The organism is Halomonas flagellata (genome assembly GCF_022487945.1).
Classification (GTDB): Bacteria; Pseudomonadota; Gammaproteobacteria; order Pseudomonadales; family Halomonadaceae; genus Halomonas; species Halomonas flagellata.
On sequence record NZ_JAKVPY010000012.1, the window covers coordinates 83,090 to 107,824 of the forward strand.

21 protein-coding genes are annotated in these 24,735 nt (G+C 68.8%); 18 read left to right on the plus strand and 3 right to left on the minus strand.

All coding sequences use genetic code 11. From position 1 onward, the window contains the following. The first annotated feature begins 8 nt into the window (after window positions 1-8). The 5 genes from mltB to lipB all read left to right on the plus strand — a co-directional run bounded on the left by mltB (window position 9) and on the right by lipB (window position 4,446). Window positions 9-1,076: a lytic murein transglycosylase B gene (gene mltB / locus MKP05_RS11675; RefSeq protein WP_439108985.1), complete on the plus strand. Its 1,068-nt coding sequence runs from the start codon at window positions 9-11 to the stop codon at window positions 1,074-1,076. After that, a complete protein-coding gene (locus MKP05_RS11680) occupies window positions 1,073-2,089 on the plus strand; it encodes a septal ring lytic transglycosylase RlpA family protein (RefSeq protein WP_240568435.1) in 1,017 nt (338 codons plus the stop codon). Before mltB ends, MKP05_RS11680 begins: the two co-directional genes overlap by 4 nt. Before the next feature lie 121 nt (window positions 2,090-2,210). Next, complete coding sequence (locus MKP05_RS11685) at window positions 2,211-3,353, plus strand: D-alanyl-D-alanine carboxypeptidase family protein (RefSeq protein ID WP_240568460.1); 1,143 nt, start codon at window positions 2,211-2,213, stop codon at window positions 3,351-3,353. A 65-nt stretch (window positions 3,354-3,418) separates the two neighbouring features. Next, a complete protein-coding gene (locus MKP05_RS11690) occupies window positions 3,419-3,733 on the plus strand; it encodes an HP0495 family protein (protein WP_110283800.1) in 315 nt (104 codons plus the stop codon). Then, complete coding sequence (gene lipB / locus MKP05_RS11695) at window positions 3,733-4,446, plus strand: lipoyl(octanoyl) transferase LipB (RefSeq protein ID WP_240568436.1); 714 nt, start codon at window positions 3,733-3,735, stop codon at window positions 4,444-4,446. Before MKP05_RS11690 ends, lipB begins: the two co-directional genes overlap by 1 nt. A 187-nt stretch (window positions 4,447-4,633) precedes the next feature. Here the strand turns inward: lipB and lipA are convergent, their stop codons facing one another. Beyond that, a complete protein-coding gene (gene lipA, locus MKP05_RS11700; RefSeq protein ID WP_110283802.1) occupies window positions 4,634-5,686 on the minus strand; it encodes a lipoyl synthase in 1,053 nt (350 codons plus the stop codon). A gap of 306 nt (window positions 5,687-5,992) precedes the next feature. Here lipA and MKP05_RS11705 point away from each other — a divergent pair, with 306 nt between their 5' ends. The 7 genes from MKP05_RS11705 to MKP05_RS11735 all read left to right on the plus strand — a co-directional run bounded on the left by MKP05_RS11705 (window position 5,993) and on the right by MKP05_RS11735 (window position 15,591). Beyond that, the gene (locus tag MKP05_RS11705; RefSeq protein ID WP_240568437.1) at window positions 5,993-8,608 is read left to right on the plus strand and encodes a DUF3141 domain-containing protein; all 2,616 of its coding nucleotides are present in this window, start codon (window positions 5,993-5,995) and stop codon (window positions 8,606-8,608) included. 264 nt (window positions 8,609-8,872) lie between these two features. Further along, entirely contained in the window at window positions 8,873-11,518 is a 2,646-nt protein-coding gene (gene topA, locus MKP05_RS11710; protein WP_240568438.1) for a type I DNA topoisomerase, read from the plus strand. Next, window positions 11,515-11,979, plus strand: coding sequence for a DUF6586 family protein (locus MKP05_RS11715; RefSeq protein ID WP_110283805.1), 465 nt, complete (start codon window positions 11,515-11,517; stop codon window positions 11,977-11,979). Before topA ends, MKP05_RS11715 begins: the two co-directional genes overlap by 4 nt. A gap of 20 nt (window positions 11,980-11,999) precedes the next feature. Further along, window positions 12,000-12,473: a LabA-like NYN domain-containing protein gene (locus MKP05_RS11720; RefSeq protein ID WP_240568461.1), complete on the plus strand. Its 474-nt coding sequence runs from the start codon at window positions 12,000-12,002 to the stop codon at window positions 12,471-12,473. 190 nt (window positions 12,474-12,663) lie between these two features. Next, window positions 12,664-13,089, plus strand: a complete 426-nt coding sequence (locus MKP05_RS11725) for a GIY-YIG nuclease family protein (RefSeq protein ID WP_110283806.1) — start codon at window positions 12,664-12,666, stop codon at window positions 13,087-13,089. A 387-nt stretch (window positions 13,090-13,476) separates the two neighbouring features. Continuing rightward, a complete protein-coding gene (locus MKP05_RS11730) occupies window positions 13,477-15,069 on the plus strand; it encodes an ABC-F family ATPase (protein WP_110283807.1) in 1,593 nt (530 codons plus the stop codon). A 99-nt stretch (window positions 15,070-15,168) separates the two neighbouring features. Beyond that, window positions 15,169-15,591: a CopD family protein gene (locus MKP05_RS11735; RefSeq protein WP_240568439.1), complete on the plus strand. Its 423-nt coding sequence runs from the start codon at window positions 15,169-15,171 to the stop codon at window positions 15,589-15,591. A 46-nt stretch (window positions 15,592-15,637) separates the two neighbouring features. Here MKP05_RS11735 and MKP05_RS11740 read toward each other — a convergent pair whose 3' ends face one another. Next, complete coding sequence (locus MKP05_RS11740) at window positions 15,638-16,108, minus strand: DUF2231 domain-containing protein (RefSeq protein ID WP_240568440.1); 471 nt, start codon at window positions 16,106-16,108, stop codon at window positions 15,638-15,640. A 93-nt stretch (window positions 16,109-16,201) separates the two neighbouring features. Here MKP05_RS11740 and coxB point away from each other — a divergent pair, with 93 nt between their 5' ends. From coxB to MKP05_RS11770, 6 genes are all read left to right on the plus strand, one after another. Continuing rightward, window positions 16,202-17,161, plus strand: a complete 960-nt coding sequence (gene coxB / locus MKP05_RS11745) for a cytochrome c oxidase subunit II (RefSeq protein ID WP_240568441.1) — start codon at window positions 16,202-16,204, stop codon at window positions 17,159-17,161. Next, window positions 17,158-19,683 (plus strand): cytochrome c oxidase subunit I, encoded by a 2,526-nt coding sequence (gene ctaD / locus MKP05_RS11750; protein WP_240568442.1) that lies wholly within the window; start codon window positions 17,158-17,160, stop codon window positions 19,681-19,683. Before coxB ends, ctaD begins: the two co-directional genes overlap by 4 nt. Continuing rightward, entirely contained in the window at window positions 19,680-20,036 is a 357-nt protein-coding gene (locus tag MKP05_RS11755) for a hypothetical protein (RefSeq protein ID WP_240568443.1), read from the plus strand. The genes ctaD and MKP05_RS11755 overlap by 4 nt, the downstream gene beginning before the upstream one ends. 22 nt (window positions 20,037-20,058) lie before the next feature. Continuing rightward, window positions 20,059-22,341 (plus strand): heavy metal translocating P-type ATPase, encoded by a 2,283-nt coding sequence (locus tag MKP05_RS11760; protein ID WP_240568444.1) that lies wholly within the window; start codon window positions 20,059-20,061, stop codon window positions 22,339-22,341. A gap of 79 nt (window positions 22,342-22,420) precedes the next feature. Next, the gene (locus tag MKP05_RS11765) at window positions 22,421-23,035 is read left to right on the plus strand and encodes a L,D-transpeptidase family protein (RefSeq protein ID WP_110284026.1); all 615 of its coding nucleotides are present in this window, start codon (window positions 22,421-22,423) and stop codon (window positions 23,033-23,035) included. Window positions 23,036-23,212: 177 nt separating this feature from the next. Continuing rightward, entirely contained in the window at window positions 23,213-23,476 is a 264-nt protein-coding gene (locus tag MKP05_RS11770; RefSeq protein ID WP_102626103.1) for an Lpp/OprI family alanine-zipper lipoprotein, read from the plus strand. A gap of 126 nt (window positions 23,477-23,602) precedes the next feature. Here the strand turns inward: MKP05_RS11770 and MKP05_RS11775 are convergent, their stop codons facing one another. After that, window positions 23,603-24,658 (minus strand): L,D-transpeptidase family protein, encoded by a 1,056-nt coding sequence (locus MKP05_RS11775; RefSeq protein ID WP_439108986.1) that lies wholly within the window; start codon window positions 24,656-24,658, stop codon window positions 23,603-23,605. Window positions 24,659-24,735: the final 77 nt, after the last annotated feature.

A 24,735-nucleotide genomic window follows, 5' to 3' on the forward strand; every position in this document is an offset into this window, starting at 1 on the left:
GCAAGCGCATGGTGGTGTCCCGTTTTCAAGGAGCCAGGGCTTTGGCAGTGATCGCCGGTGCGGGGCTGTCGCTGCTGGCGTTTGCCACCCAGGCCGCGCCGGACTTCGACCCCGAGCGGCGTGAAGAGGTGAGGGCGCTGGTCGACGAACTGGCCGGCAAGGGGCTCGAGCGCGACTGGCTGGAGGCGGCCATGCGCGATGCCAGCTTCCAGCAGGGCGTGCTGGATGCCATGGAGGGAGCCGCGGAGCGGCGCCTGCGCTGGGACGAGTACCGCGAGATATTCCTGCAGCCCGAGCGCATCACCCGCGGGGTGGCCTTCATCGAGGCGCACCGCGAGGCCTTCGAGCGCGCCGAGGCCGAGTATGGGGTGCCCCCCGAGGTGATCGCCGCCATCATCGGCGTCGAGACCAGCTACGGTCGCTTCACCGGCCGCCACCGGGTGCTCGATTCGCTCTCCACCCTGGCCTTCCACCATCCGGGGCGTGGCGCCTTCTTCCTCGGCGAACTGGCGGCCTTCCTGGAGATTACCCGCGAGCAGGGGGTCGACCCCGGCAGCCTCGCCGGCTCCTACGCGGGGGCCATGGGCTATCCGCAGTTCATTCCCACCAGCTATCGGGCCTATGCGGTGGACTTCGACGGCGATGGCATTCGCGATCTCTGGACCAACCCGGTGGACGCCATCGGCAGCGTGGGCCACTATTTCGCCGAGCACGGCTGGCGTCGGGGCGCATCGATCTACCAGGAGGCCGAGGGCCCCGAGGCCCTGCCCGAGGGTGTCGAGTTCAATCTCACCCGGCCGCCCTATGCCCCGGTCGGGACGCTGCGCCGGGTGGGCATCCAGCCCCGCGGTGAGCTCGACGACGAGCAGTCGGTGGTACCACTGGCCCTCGATGTCGCCGACGAGGAGTATCGTTATCGCATCGGCCACCGCAACTTCTATGTCATCACCCGCTACAACCACAGCCACCTCTACGCCATGGCGGTGACCGAGCTGGCCGAGGCGATCCGCGCGGCCCAGGCGCTCGAGGCGGGTCCCCTGGTGCCCCCCGGCGATGATGCGGAGGGGCGTTCATGAGGGCCCGGTGGATTGCCCTGGCTGTCGTGCTGCAGCTGGCGGGCTGTGCCGGTGGCGGGGGCGCCCGGCCCTCCGGCGAGCGTCCGGCCTCGGCGCCGGCCGCGACCCCCGGCAGCGGCGAGCGTTATGCCATGGCCGGTGACGCCTATCCCGAGGAGCCGCCGGACGTGCGGGAGGTGCCCGATGCCGTGCCGCGTATCGAGCCCCGCTCCCGCGGGGGGAACCGGCCCAGCTACGAGGTGTGGGGCAAGACCTACCAGGTGCTGCCCGATGCCCGCGGCTATGCCCGCCAGGGCACCGCCTCCTGGTACGGCGAGAAGTTCCATGGCTATGCCACGTCCAATGGCGAGATCTACGACATGTACAAGATGAGTGCCGCACATCGGTCGCTGCCACTGCCCAGCTTCGTGCGGGTGACCAGCCTCGACAACGGCAACTCGGTGATCGTGCGCGTCAACGACCGCGGTCCCTTCCACAGCGACCGCGAGATCGACCTCTCCTACGCCGCCGCCGCGCGCCTCGATATCCTCGATCGCGGCACCGGGCGAGTGCAGGTGGAGGCCATCGACGTCGAGCGCTGGCTGGCCGAGAACGGCTCGGCCGGCGCTCCGTCGGGCGGTGCGGCGCAGGGCAACGGTGCCGATCGACAGGCGGCGTCGGTGCGGGTCGCCGAGCCGACGCGCAAGTCCGCCGCCGTGGTTGCCCCGGCCCCGGTGGCGCGAGCCGAGACACGGCCCTCGGCCGCCAGCGACAGCGGTGCGACGGAGCATCGTGCTGCGGATGGCCGCCCCATCTACCTGCAGGTTGCCGCCCTCGGTTCCGCGGAGAGCGCCCAGGCCCTCAAGGCCCGCCTGCAGGACGAGCTGTCCCATCCGGTGCGGGTGGCGAGTGCCACCGGCATGCATCGCGTGCAGGTAGGGCCGCTTGCCCATGCCGGCCAGGTCGCCCCGGTGCGTGACGAGCTGCGTCGTGCCGGTTTCGACCAGGCTTTCGTCGTCAACGGTGTCGATTGAGTCGGCGCCCCCGTATCATGATGTCCCCGATGTCCCCGATGTCCCCGATGAGATTTGCCCCATGAGAGTGTCCCCCTCGCTGCTCCACCGTCGCTGGTTCCCGGTATTGCTGGTCCTGTTGATGCTGGTCGTTCCCCAGGCCCTGGCCCAGGCCGTGCCCGCCCCCCAGACCATGATCCCGGCGCCTCCCCAATTGGCGGCCAAGTCGTGGATCCTCATGGATGCCGACAGTGGTCGCGTGCTGGCCGAGCATAACGCCGATGAGCGCCTGCCGCCGGCCAGCCTGACCAAGCTGATGACTGCCTACCTGGTGGAGCGCGAACTCGACCGTGGCAACATCAAGCCCAGCGACACGGTACCCATCAGCGAGAGGGCGTGGCGCACCGGCGGCTCCAAGATGTTCATCGAGGTCGATACCCTGGTCGCAGTGGAGGACCTGCTGCAGGGCATCATCGTCGTCTCGGGCAACGATGCCAGCGTCGCCATGGCCGAGCATCTCGCCGGCGGCGAACGCCCCTTCGCCGACCTGATGAACCAGCATGCCACCCGCTTGGGGATGCACAACACCCACTACGTCAATGCCACCGGCCTCCCCGACGAAAACCACTTCTCCTCGGCTCGCGACCTGCTGCTGCTGTCGCAACACATCATCAACGACTATCCGGCGCACTACGCCACCTACGCCCAGAAGGAGTACGCCTACGGCGGCATCAAGCAGCCCAACCGCAACCGTCTGCTGTGGCGTGATGCCAGCGTGGACGGCCTCAAGACGGGCTGGACCGAGGAGGCCGGCTACTGCCTGGTGGCCTCGGCCAAGCGCGATGAGATGCGCCTGATCTCGGTGGTCATGGGCACCGAGTCGGAAGAGGCGCGTGCCCAGGAGACCCAGAAGCTGCTCAGCTATGGCTTCCGCTACTTCGAGACCCTCAAGCTCTACGAGCAGGGGGCGGTACTCAACACCCCGCGGATCTGGGGAGGCGAGAAGAACGAGCTGCGGGTGGGCGTCGATGACGACGTGCAGATGACCGTGCCGCGGGCACGCAACGATCAGCTCACCGCACGCCTGGACATCCGTGCCGATATCGAAGCCCCCATCCAGGCCGGAGACAATGTCGGGGTGATGGAGGTTCGCCTCGGTGACGAGGTGGTCGGCGAGCGGCCGCTGGTCGCCCTGGAGAGCATCGAGGAGGGTGGCCTGTTCAAGCGCCTCTTCGACCAGGTGCGGCGCTTCTTCAGTAACTTGATCGCGGGCTGGTTCGACTGAGCGAACCTTGGTGGACGGCCTTAGGTTGAGTAGAATGGTCGGGTATTGTGTTTCTGGGGTGAACGATGAACGACAAGACCCTGCGTGACCTGCGCCGGCCCTCGACCGCCAAGCCCGGCGGTCGGCCGCCGAAGATCACCTTCCCCTGCCGCTACCCGCTCAAGGTAGTGGGCGATGCCGCCGAGGACTTCGCCGCTACCGTCTGCCAGGTGGTCAGCCGCCACGACCCGGAGTTCGACGGCAGCCGGCTCGAGGTGGTGGCGAGCCGCAATGGCCGCTTCCAGTCGGTGCGCCTGAGCATCCGCGCCACCGGCGAAGAGCAGCTCAAGGCGTTGTTCGTCGACCTCAAGGCCACCGGCCGCGTGCATATGGTGGTCTGATGCCGGCAGCCGGAGCGCTATCCCCCATCGCCGTCCACCGGCTCGGGCGGCAGCCCTACCTGCCGGTCTGGCAGGCCATGCGCGAGCTCACCGATACGCGCGATGCCGCCACGGTCGACCAGTTCTGGCTGGTCGAGCATGATCCGGTGTTCACCCAGGGGCAGGCCGGCAAGCCCGAGCACCTGCTCATGCCCGGCGACATCCCGGTGGTGGCCACCGACCGCGGTGGCCAGGTGACCTACCATGGCCCGGGGCAAGTGGTGCTCTACCCGCTGCTCGACGTGCGTCGCGCGCGGGTCGGCGTGCGCGACCTGGTGACGGCGCTCGAGAAGGCGGTGATCGCCCTGCTCGACGGTTACGGCGTGGCGTCGCGGGCGCGGCCTGACGCCCCCGGCGTCTATGTGGGGGAGGCCAAGATCGCCTCCCTGGGGCTGCGTATCCGGCGCGGGGCGAGCTTCCACGGCGTGGCGTTGAACGTCGATGGCGACCTCTCACCCTTCGAGCGCATCAACCCCTGTGGTCATGCCGGCATGGCCATGACGCGGCTGGCCGACCTGGTCGATGATTGCCCCGGCGTCGAGGCGGTAGGCGAACGCCTGGCCGAATGTCTTGCCCGTGAGCTGGGCCGGAAGCTGGTCGACGCCGAGCGCCCGGCAGAATACTCGCGGATGCGGGTGACTGCTGAGGTGAGCGGCGCCGGGGACAGGGAGTAGCGGAGGTCTTTTTCCAGGGAGGGAAAAGTAGCGCCCAGGGAGGGGTTCACAGCGCCTCCGCGAAAGCCTGTCGCCGGAAAGCCGCGTTCTCAGGTCTCGGGAGGCCGTCGGTCACTACGCTTGCGTTCCCGGGTAGATATCGCTTCGCTGCAGCGCCCGACGGCTCCATGTCGTCGGGCGCTCGGCACTAGCCGACGTTGATGGCGTCGATGCGGTTGGGGTCCGCCGCCTGGCCCGGTACCTCGGCGGGGGCGGCGAGCCCCAGGTTGTTCTTCTCGAACACCCGGTCGGCCCGGTAGCTGGAGCGTACCAGCGGGCCGGAGGGGACCTCCATGAAGCCCTTCTCGAGGCCCAGCCGGCGGTAGCGGTCGAACTCCTCCGGCGTGACCCAGCGCTCGACCGGCAGGTGGTTGCGCGTCGGGCGCAGGTACTGCCCCAGGGTCACGATGTCCACGCCGATGGCGCGCAGGTCGTCGAAGGTCGCCAGGACCTCCTCCTCGGTCTCGCCCAGGCCGAGCATCAGGCTGGTCTTGGTGATGACCTTGGGGTTGTGCCGCTTGGCATGCGCCAGGACGTCCAGGGTCTTTCGGTAGCCGGCCCGGGGATCCCGCACCCGCTCGGTGAGGCGCTCGACGGTCTCGACGTTCTGGGCGAACACCTCCAGGCCCGAATCGACGACGCGCTCGATGGCCGCCGGTTCACCGTCGAAGTCCGGGGTCAGGGCCTCGACGACCACTTCCGGCGTGTGGGTCTTGATGGCGCGGATGCAGGACGCGTAGTGTGCTGCACCGCCGTCGGGGAGGTCGTCGCGGTCCACGGAAGTCAGCACGACATAGCGCAGCCCCATGAGCTCGACCGACTTCGCCGTGTTCTCCGGCTCCTCGTCGTCGAGCCAGCCCCGTGGGTTGCCGGTATCCACGGCACAGAAACGGCAGGCCCGCGTGCAGACCGAGCCCATCAGCATGATGGTCGCGGTACCGTTGCTCCAGCATTCGCCCATGTTCGGACAGTGCGATTCGGCACAGACGGTGCTGAGCCGGTGTGTTGCGACGTTCTTCTTCACCGCATCGAAGCGCCCCCCTCCGGGGATCTGGGCACGCAACCAGTGAGGCTTGCGCTCGGTCGCGGTACTGTCCTCGACCTGCTTGCGTTGCTTGATGCCATCCTTGATCACGGCCATGCCGCGCTCGTTGCGGAATTTCTCACCGCTGGGCACTCGCTTGGAGGTGGTATCGCTCATGGGATGTTGAGCCTCTCTACTCGTCGGCTGTCGACGTCTTGAAGATGTGGTGAGGCCGCCGCGGAATGACCGCACCGGGGGCCGCCACTAAGCTGCATGCTGCGCCGAATGATACGTTGGCAAGGAGCGTAAAGGTACCACAGGAGCCGCGACCCTGGACAGGCGAGGCGTCGCGGGCCACATCGCTGATCCAGGCCCTGTTCCGAAACAGGGATTAAACTGTCATTCAACCTCCGCTCGTCGTGTCGGAGAATATGCGCTATATTGCAATGCAGCATTTCATCCACGCCAAGCCTGGAGCCCGAGATGAATTCCCTGATGCCGCCCCCCCTGACAGCTGCGCTGCCTTTCCTGGACCCGTTCGGCTTCGGACGCGCGGCCTATGACTACTGGCGCGACGTCCTGGAGCGCAGTGTCCTCTACATGGATGTCATGCGCCTGCGTGGCAACCAGTACCTCGAGCATATCGAGCAGACCAAGCCCAGCGTGCTGGGCTTCGAGACCGAGGTGCTGATGGACGGTCACACGCTGCCGCGGCCCGTGAACTACGAGCTGCTGCGTGTCATGCCGCCCGAGGGCGTCACCATCGATCCCCAGATGCGTCCCTTCGTGGTGGTCGACCCCCGTGCCGGTCATGGTCCCGGCATCGGCGGCTTCAAGCCCGACAGCGAGCTCGGCATCGCGCTGCGTGCCGGCCACCCCTGCTACTTCATCGGCTTCTTGCCGTATCCGGCGCTCGGTCAGACCGTCGAGGACGTGGTCGAGGCCGAGATCGCCTTCCTGCGCCACGTCGGCGAGCGCCATGCGGAAACGTCCGAGAAACCCATGGTGGTGGGCAACTGCCAGGCCGGCTGGCAGGTCATGATGGCGGCCTCGCTCGAGCCCGACCTGTTCGGTCCCATCCTGATCGCCGGGGCCCCGCTCTCCTACTGGGCCGGTGAGCGCGGCGGCGCGCCGATGCGCTATACCGGGGGCCTGACCGGCGGCAGCTGGATGACCTCGCTGCTCGGCGACCTGGGTGACGGGCTGTTCGACGGCGCCTTTCTGGTCCAGAACTTCGAGCGCCTGAACCCGGCGAACACCTGGTGGCGCAAGCAGTACCAGCTCTTTTCCCGGGTCGATACCGAGGCGAGTCGCTACCTGGAGTTCGAGCGCTGGTGGGGTGGGCACGTCGTGCTGGGAGGCGAGGAGATCCAGTACATCGTCGACAACCTCTTCGTCGGCAACCGGCTCTCCACCGCCCAGCTGGTGACTTCCGACGGTCGTCGCATCGACCTGCGCAACGTGCGCTCGCCGGTGGTGGTGTTTTGTTCCCGGGGCGACGACATCACCCCGCCGCCCCAGGCACTTGGCTGGGTGCGCGACCTCTACGAGGGGGTCGAGGACATCATCGCCAACGAGCAGACCATCGTCTATTGCGTCCACGACACCACCGGGCACCTGGGAATCTTCGTCTCGGGCAGCGTCTCGCGCAAGGAGCACGCCGAGTTCACTGCCAACATGGACTACATCGACGTGCTGCCGCCGGGCCTCTACGAGACCACGATCTCCTCGGCGGCCGAACGCAGCGACGCCGAGCTGATCGAGCGCGACTACCTGCTGGAGTTCACCCCGCGGACCATCGAGGAGCTCGACCAGGAGGTCCGGCACCGGCCCGAGGACGACACTCGTTTCGCCACCGTGGCGCGGATCTCGGAGATCAACCTGGGGCTGTACCGGCAGTTCCTGCAGCCCTGGGTTCGCGCCTTGGCCACGCCGGAATCGGCGAAGTGGTTGCGCCGCATGCACCCCAACCGCCTGGGCTATCGGCTGCTCTCCGATCGCAACCCCCTGATGGTGCCGGTCCCGGTGCTGGCCGAGCGGGTACGCGCCGATCGCCACCCGCTCGGTGAGGACAACCTCTTCCGGGTGATCGAGAGCGCCATCTCCGATCAGTTCACCCGCAGCCTGAACGCCTGGCGTGACCTGCGCGACAGCAGCATCGAGCGGCTGTTCCTGGACTTCTACGGCCAGCCGTTGCTGCAGGCACTGGTCGGCCTGGGTGGCGATGCCCATGTCCACCGTCGTCGCCCGGGGGCCGAGCCCGAGCACCGCCGCTTCGTCGAGCGCCGCCAGGCCGAGCTGCGGGCTCATATCGCCGAGGGCGGCAGTCACGAGGCGGTGATGCGCGCCATGATCTACGTGCTGGGCGGGGCACCGGCCACCGACGAGCGTAACTTCAACCGCCTGCGCGCCTCCCGCGCCGAGCTGGAGCCGAGCATTCAGCTGGCCGACTTCAAGCACCTGATGCGCGAGCAGTTCTTCATTCTCAAGCTCGACCGCGAGGCGGCACTGGCAGCGATTCCGACCCTGCTCGAGGGGCAGAGCGCCGAGCAGATCGACGAGGACCTGGCGCATATCGAGCATGTGCTGGCCGCCAGCGGCGAGCTCTCCGAACATGCCGCGGATCGCCTCGAGCGCATCAAGGCGCTGTTTGCCCGGGCGCGCCCGGCCGCGCCTGCCCGGCCATCGCCGGCCCTGACGCTGGACAATGGCCCGGCCGCCTCATCGGCGAAGGCCGTGCCCAAGGCGACACCCGCTCGGACGCCGGCGAGCGGTAGCGGGTCGCGGGCCTCCGGCAAGGCGACCCGGGTGCGCAAGGCTGCCGACAAGCCCAAGGCCGCCGAGCCGAAGAAACCCGAAGCCGAAGCCACCAAGGCCGCCGAGTCGCAGAAGCCCGAAGCCGAGGCCGCCAAGGCCGCCGAGCCGAAGAAGCCCGAAGCCGAAGCCGAGGCCACCAAGGCCGCCGAGGCGAAGAAGCCCGAAGCCGAGGCCGCCAAGGCCACCGAGCCGAAGCCTGAGGCCGCCAGATCGACCGCCAAGGGCAAGGATAAGGCGGCTCCCGGCACCTCTCGCTCCCCGGAGGGGGATGGCGAGGCCTGAGCCGCCACGCCCCTGACGCGACGCCCCCGCTGGAACTTCCGGCGGGGGCGTTCGTCATTGTGTCACCGGTCCTGGCGCCTTGCCGTGGCCTGCCTCGGCGGTCTAGGGTCAGAAGGCCGCCTCGCGCCATGTGCACCGCCTGCGACTGGCGTGACGCGCGGTGCTGGGGTAGGGTAAGCGGATTTTTCACCGCCCGGGAGACGGGTGGACGGAACCGTCAGGCGCGCTGCGATGCCAGTGCGCCATGCACAATAGTGGAGCACTATGGGCAAGTCACTGGTCATCGTCGAGTCGCCGGCCAAGGCCAAGACGATCAACAAGTACCTCGGCAACGAGTTCATCGTGAAGTCGAGCGTGGGGCACATCCGTGACCTGCCGACCAGCGGCTCGGGCAAGGCGGCCTCCGACCCCAAGGAGCGTGCACGCCAGGCCGCCGCGACCCGCAAGATGTCGGCGGAAGAGAAGGCCGAGTACAGGAAGCACAAGTCCCGCGAACAGTTGATTCGGCGCATGGGCATCGACCCCGAGCACGGCTGGAAGGCCAACTACGAGATCCTGCCGGGCAAGGAGAAGGTGGTGGCCGAGCTGCAGAAGCTCGCCGAGAAGGCCGATGCCGTCTATCTCGCCACCGACCTCGATCGCGAGGGGGAAGCCATCGCCTGGCACCTTCGCGAGACCATCGGCGGCGACGAGAGCCGCTACCGTCGGGTGGTGTTCAACGAGATCACCAGGAATGCCATCCAGGAGGCCTTCCAGGACCCCGGCAACCTGAACATCCCGCGGGTCGAGGCGCAGCAGGCGCGGCGCTTCCTCGACCGCGTCGTCGGCTTCATGCTCTCGCCGCTGCTGTGGGCCAAGATCGCCCGCGGGCTGTCCGCCGGACGGGTGCAGTCGGTGGCCATGCGGCTGATCGTCGAGCGTGAACGGGAGATCCGCGCCTTCGTCCCCGAGGAGTTCTGGGACGTCCACGCCGACCTCGTGCCGGGGGATAAGGCGGGCCGGGAGAAGGCCGAACCGGTGCGCTTCGAGCTGGTGCGCCAGGATGGCAAGGCCTTCCGTCCCACCTCCGAGGCCGAGACCCTCGAACGCATCGCGGCGCTGAAGCAGGCGCGTCTCTCGATCACCGCCAGAGAAGACAAGCCGACCCGTTCCAAGCCCAACGCCCCCTTTATCACCTCGACGCTGCAGCAGGCGGCCAGCGGCCGTCTCGGCTTCTCGGTGAAGAAGACCATGACCCTGGCCCAGCGCCTCTACGAGGCGGGCTACATCACCTACATGCGTACCGACTCCACCAATCTCTCCAAGGATGCGGTGGAGCATGTCCGCGACTTCATCGGCAGCGAGTTCGGGCCGCGCTACCTGCCCGAGGCACCCAACCGCTACTCCAGCAAGGAGGGCGCCCAGGAGGCCCACGAGGCGATCCGCCCCTCCGAGGTCGACCGCCGGGCCGGCGACCTCGCCGGCATGGAGCGCGACGCCGAGCGCCTCTACGAGCTGATCTGGCGCCAGTTCGTCGCCTGCCAGATGACGCCGGCCGAGTACCTCTCGAGTACCCTGACCGTCGAGGCCGACGGCTACGAGCTCAGGGCCAAGGGCCGGGTGCTCAAGTTCGACGGCTACACCCGGGTAATGAAGCCGGCCGGCAAGAGCGAGGACCAGGCCCTGCCGGATCTCGCCGAGGGCACGCCGATGACCCTCGCGGCGCTCGACCCCCAGCAGCACTTCACCAAACCGCCGGCGCGCTACACCGAGGCAAGCCTGGTCAAGGAGCTGGAGAAGCGCGGCATCGGCCGGCCCTCCACCTATGCCGCGATCATCTCCACCATCCAGGACCGCGGCTACGTCAAGCTGGAGAATCGTCGCTTCTATGCCGAGAAACTCGGCGACATCGTCACCGAGCGGCTCAAGGAGTCCTTCCCCGACCTGATGGACTACTCCTTCACGGCGCGCATGGAGGATGGCCTCGACGAGGTGGCCGAAGGCGAGCGCAACTGGCGCGAACTGCTCGATGCCTTCTACGCCGAGTTCCGCCAGGAGCTCGAGGCCGCCGAGAGCGAGGCGGGGATGCGCCCCAACCAGCCGGTGCCGACCGACATCGATTGCCCGAGCTGCGGGCGCAAGATGCAGATCCGCACCGCTTCCACCGGGGTTTTCCTGGGTTGCTCGGGTTATAACCTGCCGCCCAAGGAGCGCTGCAAGACCACCATCGACCTGCTGCCCGGAGAGGAGGCGGTGGCCGCCGACGCCGACGAGGAAGCCGAGACCGAGGCGCTGCGCGCCAAGCACCGCTGCCCCAAGTGTGGCACCGCCATGGACAGCTACCTGATCGACGAGACGCGCAAGCTGCATATCTGCGGCAACAGCCCCGACTGTGACGGCCACGAGATCGAGCAGGGCAAGTTCCGCATCAAGGGGTACGACGGCCCGACCATCGAGTGCGACAAGTGCGGCAGCGAGATGCAGCTCAAGAGCGGGCGCTTCGGCAAGTACTTCGGCTGCACCAACAGCGAGTGCAAGAACACCCGCAAGCTGCTGCGCAGTGGTGAGGTGGCCCCGCCCAAGATGGACCCCATCCCCATGCCGGAGCTGGCCTGCCAGAAGGTCGACGATCACTATGTGCTGCGCGACGGCGCCAGCGGTCTGTTCCTGGCGGCGAGCAAGTTCCCCAAGAACCGCGAGACCCGACCGCCGCTGGTGCGCGAGCTCAAGGCCCACGCCGAGGAGCTGCCCGAGAAGTACCGCTTCCTGCTCGACGCGCCCAGCGAGGACCCGGACGGCCGTCCGGCCCAGATCCGCTTCTCGCGCAAGGCCAGGGAGCAGTTCGTGATGACCGACGAGGACGGCAAGGCCACCGGCTGGAAGGCCACCTTCGACAACGGCAAGTGGCAGGTGGAGGACAAGCGCAAGTGACCCCGCGTTCGCGTACCAATCAACTGCTCTACCAGGCCGAGTTGCTGCTCGACGTCGTCCCCGGCGACGACGAGCATGCCGAGGCACGGCGCATGGCGGTGGAGGAGGCGGCCCTGGCGCTGACCGAGCTGGCGCTGCAGTCGCTGCTGCGCGAAGTCACCGAGCATGCGCTGCTCGAGCGGCACGACTGGCGCGAGCTGCTCGGCCCCGAGGGGCGCGCCATGGCCGAACTGCAGCGGCTGCGCGAGCTGGCCTCCCGGGAGGACAGCTGGCTGGCCTGGCTGCTGGCCCGGCTCGAGGCCCTGCATGGCAGCGATGGCGTGGCCCGGCGCACTAGCGGCGCCGCCCAGGGCCTGATCGCTACCGGCAGCGGGGCGGCGCTGGCCGACGAGCTGCGCTGGTGTCTGCGCGAGGCCAAGGCGGAGCTCGCGGCGTTGCGCGAGACCAGCCAGGAGTGGTGAGCCGCGTGGAGGAGACCACCGTGGAGCGCGTCGCCATCCTCGTTGACGTGCAGAACGTCTACTACACCACGCGTCAGGCCTTCGGCCGGCACTTCGACTACAACGCCTTCTGGGCGCGCTTCGCCACCGGGCGTGAGGTGGTGGTGGCCAACGCCTATGCGGTGGAGCGCGGCGATGCGCGCCAGCGCCAGTTCCAGAACATCCTGCGCGGCATCGGTTTCTGTGTGAAGCTCAAGCCCTTCATCCAGCGCCGTGACGGCTCCGCCAAGGGCGACTGGGACGTGGGCATCACCCTGGACGCCATCGAGGTCGCGCCCCAGGTCGACCGGGTGGTGCTGGTCTCCGGTGACGGCGATTTCGACCTGCTGGTGCAGCGGCTGCGCGAGCGCCACGGTGTCGGGGTGACCGTGGTCGGCGTGGCGCGCCTCACCGCCGATTCCCTGATCCGTGCGGCCAGCGACTTCGTGCCCATCGAGGAGTCACTGCTGCTCTAGTCTTTCAACGTCCCCCGTTGATACACGCCAGGCGCGGCCCGCGGGCGTTGGCTAGGATGTAGACGAGAGCCAACCGGTGCTGCCACTGACGAGAAGACGTGCTTCGAGGCGCGCTCCGCGGGCCACGAGGCGGAGGTGCGGCGCCTCGCCGGGGACATGCAACGGCTCGAGGACTATTGAGGAGGACCCCATGATGGAAATCACCCTGTCTCCCAAGATGCTCGGTTACTGGACGGACGAGCAGCTACGCGAGGTGCCCAACGAGTCCGGCATCTTCTGTGTCTTCCGTGCCGGTCCCGACCCCCAGAGCGGCGAGATGGCGGTGCAGGAGCTGCTCTACATCGGCGAGCATCGCGATGTGGGCTTTCGGCTGCAGCATCACGAGGACCGTCCCAGGTGGCAGGAGTGCCTGAAGGAGGGAGAGGTCCTCTGGTATTCCGTGGGGTTGTCCGGCTACGTCAACCGCGAGCGCCTGGTGGCGGCGATGATCCATGCCCACAAGCCGCGCCTCAACCGTGAGTACCTCGATAGCTTTCCCTTCGAGGAGACCACGGTTCACCTCTATGGCAAGCGGGACAAGCTGCTCTCCATGTTCACCCTCGAGCGGAGCGACTGACCTCCCATCCCCCAGGTGGCCCGGCCAGTACCACGCCCAGAGCAATCGCAGTTACCCGAAGCGAGAGGCGTCGGGGACAGGTCGAAGAGGGGGTCCGATTCCATGGGTGAGGCGGAATCAGAAGAACATCCAGTGAATGTTCTTCCCGCCGAACGGGTTGGCCATGGATGGCCAACCCCGGCCCTGCAAGCGAAGCAGGATGCGAAAGCGCAGCAGGGAATCGGTAGCGCCCATGGAGGGGTTCACAGCGCCCCCTCGCAGACCTGTCGCCGGAACAGCCTCGAGCGTTACCGCCAGCGATAGCCTTGGTGTCACGCCTTCCCGGCGTGTGACTCGCGCCCATAACCGGTACAATCGCGAACTTTTGCACCTCGATTGGACCCCCACGTGATCTCCACCGCCAACATCACCATGCAGTTCGGGGCCAGGCCCCTGTTCGAGAACGTCTCCATCAAGTTCGGCAACGGCCACCGCTACGGCCTGATCGGCGCCAACGGCTGTGGCAAGTCCACCTTCATGAAGATCCTGGGCGGTGACCTGGAGCCGTCGTCCGGCCAGGTGATGGTCGAGTCCGGCGCGCGCCTCGGCAAGCTGGGCCAGGACCAGTTCGCCTTCGAATCCGAGCGGGTCATCGACACCGTGATCATGGGCAACCGCGAGCTGTGGGAGGTGGCGGCCGAGCGCGAGCGCATCTACGCGTTACCGGAGATGAGCGAGGAAGACGGCATGGCCGTGGCCGACCTGGAGGTCCGCTTCGCCGAGCTCGACGGCTACACCGCCGAGGCCCGCGCCGGCGAGCTGCTGCTGGGGCTGGGTATCCCGATCGAGCAGCACGTCGGCCCCATGAGCGAGGTGGCGCCGGGCTGGAAACTGCGCGTCCTGCTGGCCCAGGCGCTGTTCGCCGACCCCGACGTGCTGCTGCTCGACGAGCCCACCAACCATCTGGACATCAACACCATCCGCTGGCTGGAAGGGATGCTGACCGCGCGCAACAGCACCATGATCATCATTTCCCACGACCGCCACTTCCTCAACAGCGTCTGCACCCACATGGCGGACCTGGACTATGGCGAGATCCGGCTGTTCCCCGGCAACTACGACGACTACATGACCGCGGCCACCGCGGCCCGCGAGCGCCAGCACGCCGACAACGCCCGGAAGAAGGCGCAGATCGCCGAGCTGCAGGCCTTCGTCAGCCGCTTCTCGGCCAACGCCTCCAAGGCCAAGCAGGCCACCTCCCGGGCGCGGCAGATCGACAAGATCAAGCTCGAGGACATCAAGCCCTCGAGCCGGGTCAGCCCCTTCATCCGCTTCGAGCAGGGCAGGAAGATCCACCGCAATGCGGTAAACGTCGAGGCCTTGAGTCAGGGGTATCCCGGCGAGGCGCCGCTGTTCGAGGGCCTCGGCATGACCGTGGAGGCCGGCGAACGCATCGCCATCATCGGCCCCAATGGCATCGGCAAGACCACGCTGCTCAGGACACTGGCCGGCGAGCTGCACCCCCTGGCCGGGGCGGTGCGCTGGACCGACAGTGCCGAGCTCGGCGTCTTCGCCCAGGATCACGCCGACGACTTCGCCAACGACGCCACCCTGTTCGAGTGGATGGCCCAGTGGACCGACGGCGGCGAGCAGGTGATCCGTGGCGCCCTGGGACGGATGCTGTTCTCCAGCGACGACATCGGCAAGTCGGTGAAGGTGATCTCCGGCGGCGAGCAGGGCCGCATGCTGTTCGGCAAGCTGTCGCTGACCCGCCCTAACGTGCTGCTGATGGACGAGCCCACCAACCACCTGGACATGGAGTCCATCGAGGCGCTCAACCTGGCTCTCGAGCACTACCCCGGCACCCTGATCTTCGTCAGCCACGACCGCGAGTTCGTCTCCTCGCTGGCCACCCGGATCCTCGACATGAGCGATGCCGGCATCACCGACTTCAGCGGCAGCTACGACGACTACCTGAGAAGCCAGGGCCTCTACGGCTGAGGCACCGCCGGGTGTCATGGCGGCGGTCAGTGGCCGGCACCGCGGGGCTCGACTAGGGTGAGAGAGGTCCGACGGCGGACGCGAGCTGCAAGTACGCCCATGCCCTGGATCAAGTTTCTGCATATCGTGGCGCTGGTGAGCTGGTGCGGCGCGCTGCTCTACTTGCCGGCGCTGCTGATGGTGTCGGCGCGTAGCGCGTCCGGCCCGCCCCCCTTCGCGTCCAGCTCGCCGCCCATGCCGCGCTTCGTCTACAACGGCCTGGCCACGCCCGCCGCCCTGCTCGCCATCGTCTCGGGCACGCTGCTGTTCCTGGTGCATGGCCTGGCGGGTAGCTGGCTGGTGCTCAAGCTGCTGGCGGTGACCGGCATGGTGATGGCCCACGGCGCCTGTGGCTGGCTGGTGCTGCGACTCGAGCAGGGCCAGCCCCGCGGGGTGGCGGGGGGCGCCGTGGCGGCCGGCGTGCTGGCCGCCACGGCCATGCTGGCCGTGGTGACACTGGTACTGGCCAAGCCGGCATGGTGAGGGACGCCGCCGACCAGGGAGAGGGGGAATGCCGAACCGCCATCACTCAGTCGTCGAGGTCCACGCCCACGGCATACTCGTAGACCAGCTGGCCGCCCAGCCAGCCGGCCAGCGCGATCAGTGCCGCGGTGGCAAGCGACAGCACCAGTCCCCAGGGCAGCAGGGCTTCGCCGAGGAAGCGCCACAGCCAGTTCAGAGAGGCCAGCGAGAGCATCACCACGGCGACCATGGCATGGCTCCAGGCGGTGACCAGGCGCCGGATCTCCTTCACCGACACCAGGTCGACCAGGCCCGCCAGGCCGGCGACCCAGCCGCCGAAGGCGCCGACCCCGGCCAGCCACAGCGAGGCGCGGGCCCAGAAGGGGTCAGCCGTGTAGAGATGGCCCAGGTCGCTGGCCACCAGCGCGATCAGGGCGGCCACCGGGAAGTGGATCATCATCGGGTGCAGCGGATGGCCGGCGAGGGCGACGCGGCTATGGATCGAGCGTCGTGGCGATCTGAGTTGCGCTCTGGGCATGGCAGCTTCCCTGTCGGTCGTGGAGTCCTCCCTGGCATTGAAGGCCGCCTCTTCAGAGGGGTCAAGCTTGCCACCCTGGCGTTGCTGTCGCTCGTGCTGGTCGGCTGCAGCGGCGACCGTTCCATCCTCGACCCCGCCGGCCCCGCCGCCAAGGAGGTGGCCTGGCTCTGGTGGGGCATGCTGACGGCCTTCACCCTGGTCTTCCTGGGCGTGGTGGGGCTGTGGCTCGCCGCCTTCCGGCGCCGTGAGTCACCCCGGCGCGGCGAAGCCCGTGAGCGTCGTCTCGGTCTGGCCTGGATCCTCGGCGGCGGCATCCTGCTGCCCGGGGTGACCCTCCTGGTGCTGCTCGCCTTCGGTGTGCCGGCCGGGCAGCGGTTGCTGCCCCTGCCGCTCCCCGGTGGCGAAGCACCGCAGGTGATCGAGGTCATCGGCCACCAGTGGTGGTGGGAGGTGCGCTACCCGGAGGCCGACGGCGGGGAGGTGATCACCGCCAACCGGCTGGCGATGCCGGCCGGTGAGCCGGTGGACTTCCACGTCACCGGCGCCGACGTGATCCACGCCTTCTGGGTACCGCGGCTCGGCGGCAAGATCGACATGATCCCCGGGCGCGTCAACCGCATCCGCCTGGAGGCCGACGAGCCCGGCGTCTTCGGTGCCCAGTGCGCCGAGTTCTGTGGCGCCCAGCATGCCCATATGCAGCTGCAGGTGGAGGCCATGGAGCGCGACGACTTCGAGGCCTGGCTGGCCGAGCGGCGCTCGCCGCCACCCCGGGCCGAGGGGCACGACCTGGCCCGAGTGGCCTTCGCCGAACACTGTGCCCGCTGCCATCGGGTCGCCGGGCTCTCGCAGGGGACGACCGGCCCGGACCTTTCCGATATCGGCAGCCGGGCCACCCTGGGTGCCGGCGTCCTGGCCATGGAGGAGGGCGCCATCGCGCGCTGGCTGGCCGAGCACCAGGCGCTCAAGCCCGGCAACCGCATGCCCGCCCATGACCATGTCGACGCCGAGACCCTCGAGGCCCTCGGCGCCTGGCTGGAGACCCTGGCCCCATGAGCGAGACGCCGCGATCCCGTGCCGGACCCGAGCACCTGCACCGCGAGCTCGAGGCGGTGTGGGCCAATCCCCGCGGCTGGCGAGCCCTGACGGTGGTCAACCACAGCACCCTGGGGCTGCGCTTCATGGCCACCGGGCTCGCGTTCTTCCTGCTCGGCGGCGTGCTGGCGATGCTGGTGCGCACCCAGCTGGCACTGCCCGACCAGGCCTTCATGGCGCCGGCGATCTACCACCAGGTCGTCACCATGCACGGCACGGTGATGATGTTCCTGTTCGCCATTCCCATGCTCGAGGGGCTGGCGATCTATCTGATCCCCAAGATGATCGGGACCCGCGACCTGGTCTGCCCGCGGCTCACCGCCTTCGGCTACTGGTGTTACCTGTTCGGCGCGATCATCCTCTTCTCGAGCCTGCTGCTGGAGATGGCGCCGGCCAGCGGCTGGTTCATGTACACCCCGCTGAGCAGCGGCGAGTACGCCCCGGGGCCGGGCTCCGACTTCTGGCTGCTCGGCATCACCTTCATCGAGATCTCGGCGCTGTCGGCCGGCGTCGAGCTGACGGTGTCGATCCTGCGCACCCGGGCCCCGGGCATGGCGCTGCACCGCATGCCGCTGTTCGCCTGGTACATCCTGGCCATGGCGCTGATGATCGTGGTGGGCTTTCCGCCACTGATACTGGGCAGCGTGCTGCTGGAGCTGGAACGCGCCGCGGGGATGCCCTTCTTCACCGTGTCGGGCGGCGGCGACCCGATCCTGTGGCAGCACCTGTTCTGGCTGTTCGGCCATCCCGAGGTCTACATCATCTTCCTGCCGGCGGCGGGCATCGTCTCGACCCTGCTGCCGGTGTTCGCCGGGCGGCCCATCGTCGGCTACGGCTGGGTGGTGGCGGCGATCATCATCACTGGCTTCATCAGCTTCGGGCTCTGGGTGCACCACATGTTCACCGTGGGCATTCCCCAACTCGCCCAGGCGTTCTTCTCGGCGGTGAGCATGCTGGTGGCGGTGCCCACCGCCATCCAGGTCTTCGCCTGGCTGGCGACCCTGTGGCTGGGACGGCCGCGCATGACCCTGCCGATGCTGTGGATCCTCGGTTTCCTGATCATCTTCGTCTGCGGCGGGCTCACCGGCGTGATGCTCGCCCTGGTGCCGTTCAACTGGCAGGTCCACGACACCCACTTCGTGGTGGCCCACCTGCACTACGTGCTGGTGGGCGGCATGCTCTTCCCGCTGATGGCGGGGCTCATCTACTGGCTGCCGCTGGTCTCCGGGCGCCTGCCGTCGGAGCGGCTGGGTCGGCTGGGTTTCTGGCTGACCTTCCTCGGCTTCAACCTGACCTTCCTGATCATGCACTGGACGGGGCTGCTCGGCATGCCGAGGCGCCTCTACACTTACGACACGGCCATGGGCTGGGCCCCCTACAACCTGGTCTCGTCGGTCGGTGGCTTCATGATGTCGGCGGGCATCGCCATGGTGCTGCTCGACCTGGCGCTGCACTTCCGCTTCGGTCGCCCGGCCCCGCCCAATCCCTGGGGGGCCGACACCCTGGAGTGGAGCCTGGCCACGCCGCCGCCATCCTACAACTTCGCCAGCCTGCCGCGGGTCGAGACCCGCCACCCGCTATGGGAGAACCCGGCCCTCGGCGACGAGATCGCCCGTGGCGAGCATGCCCTGGCGGATGCCCGTCACGGCCGCCGCGAGCTGCTCGGCGGCGAGGCGCTCACCGGCCGGGTGCGCGAGGTCATCCACCTGCCCACCAACAGCTGGTGGCCGCTGGTCGCCGCGACTTGCCTGGCGGTGGTCTGCGTGAGTCTGCTGTTGCGCCTCTATCCGCTGGCCCTGATGGCCTTCATGGCGGCGGCGCTGCTGCTGTTGCGCTGGTCCTGGGAGAACGGTGGCCACCCCGTCGCCGCTCCGCTGGGCGGCGACGAGCCCGATGCCCCGCCGTTGCACTCCCGCACCCATGACGGCCCCGGGCGCTGGGCCATGGGGGTGGCGCTGCTCGCCGATGGCGCCTTCTTCCTCTCGCTGCTGTTCGGTTGGTTTTACCTCTGGACCGTCTCGCCCCGCTGGCAGATGCCGGCCCAGTCACCGCTGTCGCTACCCTTGCTGCTGGCGGCCGGGGCCGCCTTTACCCTGGGGACGCTCTGGCTGGAGCGGCGCCTGCGCTCCCTGCGCAGCGGTGAGGACGCCGGCCTTGCGGCCGCGCTGTTCGCCATCGCGGCCCTGGGGGGGCTGCATCTCTTGCTGGGGGGCGCACTGCTGTGGCGGGCGGAGCTGGCGCCGACGGCCAGCGCCCATGACGCCGTGCTGCTGGTGGCGCTGGGCTATACCCTGATACATGGGCTGCTGGCCAGCGTGATGGCCGGCCTGCAGGGGTGGCGCGCCGCCCTCGGCCTGGTCGGTGCCCGCTTGCCCTTCGAGCCCGAGGTAGTGGTGCTGCTGTGGCGCTACCAGCTCGGCGTCTACTGGATCCTGGTGGTGGCGCTGGGCCTGCTGCCGTGGCTGATCGGGGGTAGGGCATGAGGCGGCGCTTTCCCTGGCTCGAGGCCGACCACCCGCTGCAACTGATGCTCGGCCTGACGCTCTGGAGCCTGTGGTTCGTGGTGCTCTACGGCGGGCTCTCGGTGGCCTGTGCCGCGGCGCCCCCGGCCCCCGGGCAGGGGGCGATGACCGGCATCAACCTCTGGCTGGGCCTGATGACACTCGCCACCCTCGGGCTGCTGGGCTGGCTGGTGCGCTTCTGCCTGGGCGCGGCACGCCGCGAGCGAGGCCGCGCGCGCTTCCTGGCGGCCCTGGCCGCCGGGCTGCACCTCTTCTCGGCGGCGGGGGTGGCCGTCGTCGCCCTGCCGCTGGTGGCGCTGCCACCCTGTCTTTGATGCCGCTGCGAGGTGACGCCCCATGCCGTCGATCGCCACTCCCCGGGCCGCTCCTTGCTCCGACGTCGTTGCCTCGAGCGACGAAGCGCTCTACTCGCTGGAGGGCCTGTGGTGCAGCGGCTGCGCCCTGGCCATCGAGCACCGCCTGGGCCGCCTGCCGGGCGTAAGGCGGGTGGGCATCGACTACGCCAGTGCGACCCTGTGGGTGGCGGGCGCGCCCGAGGCCATCGGCGTCGAGCGCCTGGCGCCACCGGTGGCGCGCCTGGGGTACCGGCTACGGGCGCTGGAATCGGTGCAGGATGCCGAGGCGCGCCTGGATGCCGAGAGCCGCCGTCTGACCGGACGGCTGCTGGTGGCGGCGCTGTTCGGCATGTGGAGCCTGCTGGCGTCGCTGCTGATCTATGCGGGAGCACTGCCCGAGCCGCGGCTCGAGCGGGTGCTGGCGCTGGTCTCCGGCGCCTTCGCCGTGCCCGTGGTGCTGCATGCCGGCGTGCCCTTCTACGTGGCCGCCTGGCGGACCCTGCGTGCCGGCCGGCCCGGCATGGACGCCCTGGTGTCGCTGGGGGTCGCCGCTGCCCTGGCGGTCTCGCTGTGGCTGCTGTGGCGTGGTTCGGCAGAGGTCTACTTCGATACCGCGGTGATGCTGATCCTGCTGTTGCTGGCCGGGCGCTGGATCGAGACCCTGGCCCGCTACCGCAGCCTCAGGGCACTGGAGGGGCTGGCGCCGACCCCGGTGGAGGTCACGGTGCTGCGCGAGTCGGGTACGGCCCGCGTGCCGCTCGAGGCGGTGGCCATCGGGGAGCGGCTCCAGGTGGCGGCCGGGGAGCAGGTGCCCCTGGATGGCGTGCTGCTCGATGCCGGGGCCCGACTCGATCTCTCGCCGCTCACCGGCGAGAGTCGGCCGCAACGGCTGACGCGCGGTGACCGGGTGATGGCCGGCGGCCGCAACCGTGGCGATGCCCTGACCCTGGCGGTCACGGCCCGGGCCGGGGAGTGTCGCATGGACAGGCTCTACCGCGACATGCGGCGGCACCAGGCCGCCAAGGGCCAGCGGCGGGTGCTGGCCGAGCGCTTCGCGGCCTGGCTCTCGCCGCTGGCCCTCGGGCTGTCGCTGGCCACCCTGGGGGCATTGCTGGCGGCCGGTATGCCGGCGGAGGAGGCCCTGGTGCGCTCGCTCGCGGTGCTGGTGGTGGCCTGCCCCTGTGCGGTGGGGCTGGCCCTGCCCCTGGCCAGCCTGGCGGGCAGTGCCCGGGGCCTGGAGCGGGGCGTGGTGTTCCGCGACCCGGCGGCCCTGGAGCTGGCCGGCCGGCTGCAAGCGGTGGCCTTCGACAAGACCGGCACCCTGACCCTGGGCGAGCTGACGGTCACGGCGCTGCACCCCGCCCCGGGGGGGACGGAAGTGGCGTTGCTGCGGCTGGCTGCCCGGCTGGAGTGGGGCAGCGAGCATCCGGCGGGCCGGGCGATTCGCCACCGGGCGCTGGAACGGGGTGTGTTGCCGGACGAGGCGCCCTGGCGGGTCGAGGAGCGAGCCGGGCGTGGCCGTATCGCCTGGCTGGCACCGCCGAGGCCGGGGGAAGGGGAGGAGCGTACCCTGCGTATCGGCTCGCCCGCCTGGCTCGCCGAGCTCGGCATCTCGCCGCCGGCGGACATGGCCGACGATCCGGCCTGCACCCGGGTCGACCTGGCCCGCGGGCGCCACTGGCTCGGCAGCCTGTGGCTGGCCGATGCCCCGGATCCCTCGGCTGCACCGCTGCTGGCGTCCCTGCGTGACGAGGGGGTGCTCCTGGCATTGGTCAGCGGCGATCGTCCTTGCCTGGTGCGGCGCCTGGGTGCCGAGCTGGGCCTGGCCGCGTCGGCCTGCTTCGCCGGGCGATCCCCCGAGCAGAAGCGCGCCCTGGTGGCGGCACTGCCGCGGCCTTCGCTGCATGTCGGCGATGGCATCAACGACGCCCCGGCGCTGGCGGCCGTCAGCGTGGGGGTGGCGCCCCTCGGAGCCAGTACGGCGGCCCGCGATGCCGCCGCCATCCTGCTGCTGCGCCCGGGCCCCGGCGGCGTGCGCGAGGCCATCGACATCGCTCGGGCCACTCGCCGGGTGATGGGCCAGAATCTGCTGCTGTCGGTACTCTACAACGCCCTGGCCCTGGGCCTGGCGGCCTGGATGGTGATCCCGCCCCAGGTCGCCGTGCTGGCCATGGCGCTGAGCTCGCTGAGCGTGGTCGCCAACGCGGCCCGGCTGGGGTGGGCAGGGGCAGGGCGCTGCGTTGAGGGAGAACACCTGGCAGGGGGAGGGCGGAGTGCGTTATAACGACATCAATTTCCGTTTCGTTCGGCTCGGTCACGCTTGGCCGCCCGACCTGTCATTCAACGCTGTCGAGAACCACCCGATGACCCCCTTGTCTCGCCGCCGCTTCACCCTGATGGCGCTGAGCGCTCCGTTCACGCTGCTTGGGGCGGATATCGCCCGGGCCGACCTGATCGAGACCATGCTGTCCCGTGCCCATCTGCCGGAGTACCCCGACGAACTCTGGGTGCTGGTCGACGACCGCGACGCCACCCTGACCGTCTATCGTGGCAATGCCCAACTCGAGCGCTTCGCCCCGATCTCCCTGGGTCGTGGCGGGGCCAGGACCCAGCGGACGAGAGGCGATAACGCGACCCCGCTCGGTGAATTCCGCGTCAACCGTTTCAACCGCGAGAGCGACTGGCACATCTTCATCGGTATCGATTATCCGACGCCCTCCCATGCACGCATGGCGCTGGAGTCGGGGATCTACACCCAGCAGGACTACGACGACTATTTCGACTACTATCGCCGTCGCGGCCATCCCCCGCAGCAGACGGCCCTGGGGGGGTTCATCGGTATCCATGGAATCGGCAAGGGCGACCCCGACATCCATAGCCGTTTCCACTGGACCCAGGGCTGTGTGGCGGTGACCGATGCCCAGATCGAGCGGCTGGCGGAGTTGATCGACATTGGCACTCGCGTCGTGATCCGCTAGGCTTTACCTGCGCAAGGGACGTTCCTGGCTATGGACAAGCGCCGTTGTGTATAATAAAACAGCGTTTGACTCCTGTGCTTCGCAGCAGAAGTCGCTGCAAGAAAATCCTGCATGAGCAGGAAGCCTGATCTCAGGCATCACCAACGCACTACCCAAGGAAGACTCAAGGAGAACACCATGACTCTGAAGACCACCCTGAAGCTGACCGCCGCTGCTGCCTCCCTGGCCATCCTGGCCGGCTGTGCTTCCAACAGCGCTCTGGAAGAAGTGCGTCAGACTGCCGAGGCCGCCCAGGCCGACGCCGCTGAAGCTCGTAGCATTGCCACCCAGGCCCAGAACACTGCCAACCAGGCGCAGCGTGACGCCCAGGCGGCTCTGCAGATGTCCGAGCAGAACCGTGAGGAGATGAACCGCATGTTCCAGCGCTCCATGCAGAAGTAATTCTGCCGGAGTGCCGCCTCCATCCATGGATGGCAGGCGGTTCTGCAGTACGAGAAAACCCCGCCTCGGCGGGGTTTTCTCGTTGCTGCCCTGTCGGTCTCGGGGGCGAAACCTGCCTGGCCGTGGTCAGTTCGGCCGGCCGACCAGGGCCGTGATCTCCAGTTCCTGGAACAGCCCATTGGCCTCCTCGCGCGATGGGGCAGCCGGCGTGGGCTCCTCCTCGGCCTCGCGCAGCAGGGAGACCACGCTGCCATCGGGGCTCTCCACCACGCCGCGCAGCATGGCGTAGTCGATCGGGGGCTGCTCCTCGCCGAAGGCGCGGGTCACCACCTCGATGGCGTTGAGAAACGGCTCGAAAGTGCCCTCGTTCTCCTCCAGTTGCGGGAAGGACTGGACGTAGAGCTCGCCATCCTCCGACCAGCCGGCCTTGAAGGGCTGGTCGACGATGTTCACCTTGGTACCGCTCGGCACCCGCTCGTAGAGCGACTCGATGTCCTCGGGGAACATGCGAATGCAGCCGCGGCTGGCGCGCATGCCGACGCCGTCGGGCTTGTTGGTACCGTGGATCAGGTAGCTCGGCAGGCCGAGCAGGATGGCATGACGGCCCAGGGGGTTGTCCGGGCCCGGGGGCACCACGCTGGGCACCGGCTCCCCCCTGGCCGCCGCCTCCTCGCGCATGGAGCGCGGCGGCGACCAGGCCGGATCCTCGACCTTGACGGTGGTCTTCGTCACGCCCACCGGCGTGGCGAAGCCGTCACGGCCCACGCTGATCGGGTAGGTCTCGACCACGTCCTCGCCCGAGTAGTAGTAGAGCCGCAACTCGGAGAGGTTGATCACGATGCCCTCGTGAGGGGCGTCGGGCAGGATATGGCGGTTCGGAATGACCACCTCGGTACCGGCGAAGGGCGCCCAGAGGCTGACATCCGGGTTGGCCATGCGGATCGCCTCGTAGCCCACGTTGTGCTCGCGGGCTAGGTCGATCAGGGTGTCGCCTTCCTCGACCGTGACGGTATAGACCTCGCCGATCACGTTGCCGGTCTCGGGCAGCGGATAGTGGCCGCGCACCGGCTCCGCCTCCTCGGCGAGGGCGGTGCTGGGGAGCATGGCGGCCGCCAGGGCGGCGGTCAGGCCCAGGGTCAGGAGGCCCATCGCCGAGTGGCTGGCCAGTCTTGAAGGTTTCATCGACGTCATTATCTCGTAGTGCTGTCGTCCGGGCGGACGGCCAAGTGTCCGTTGCCGTACATGACGGTTGTCACGAC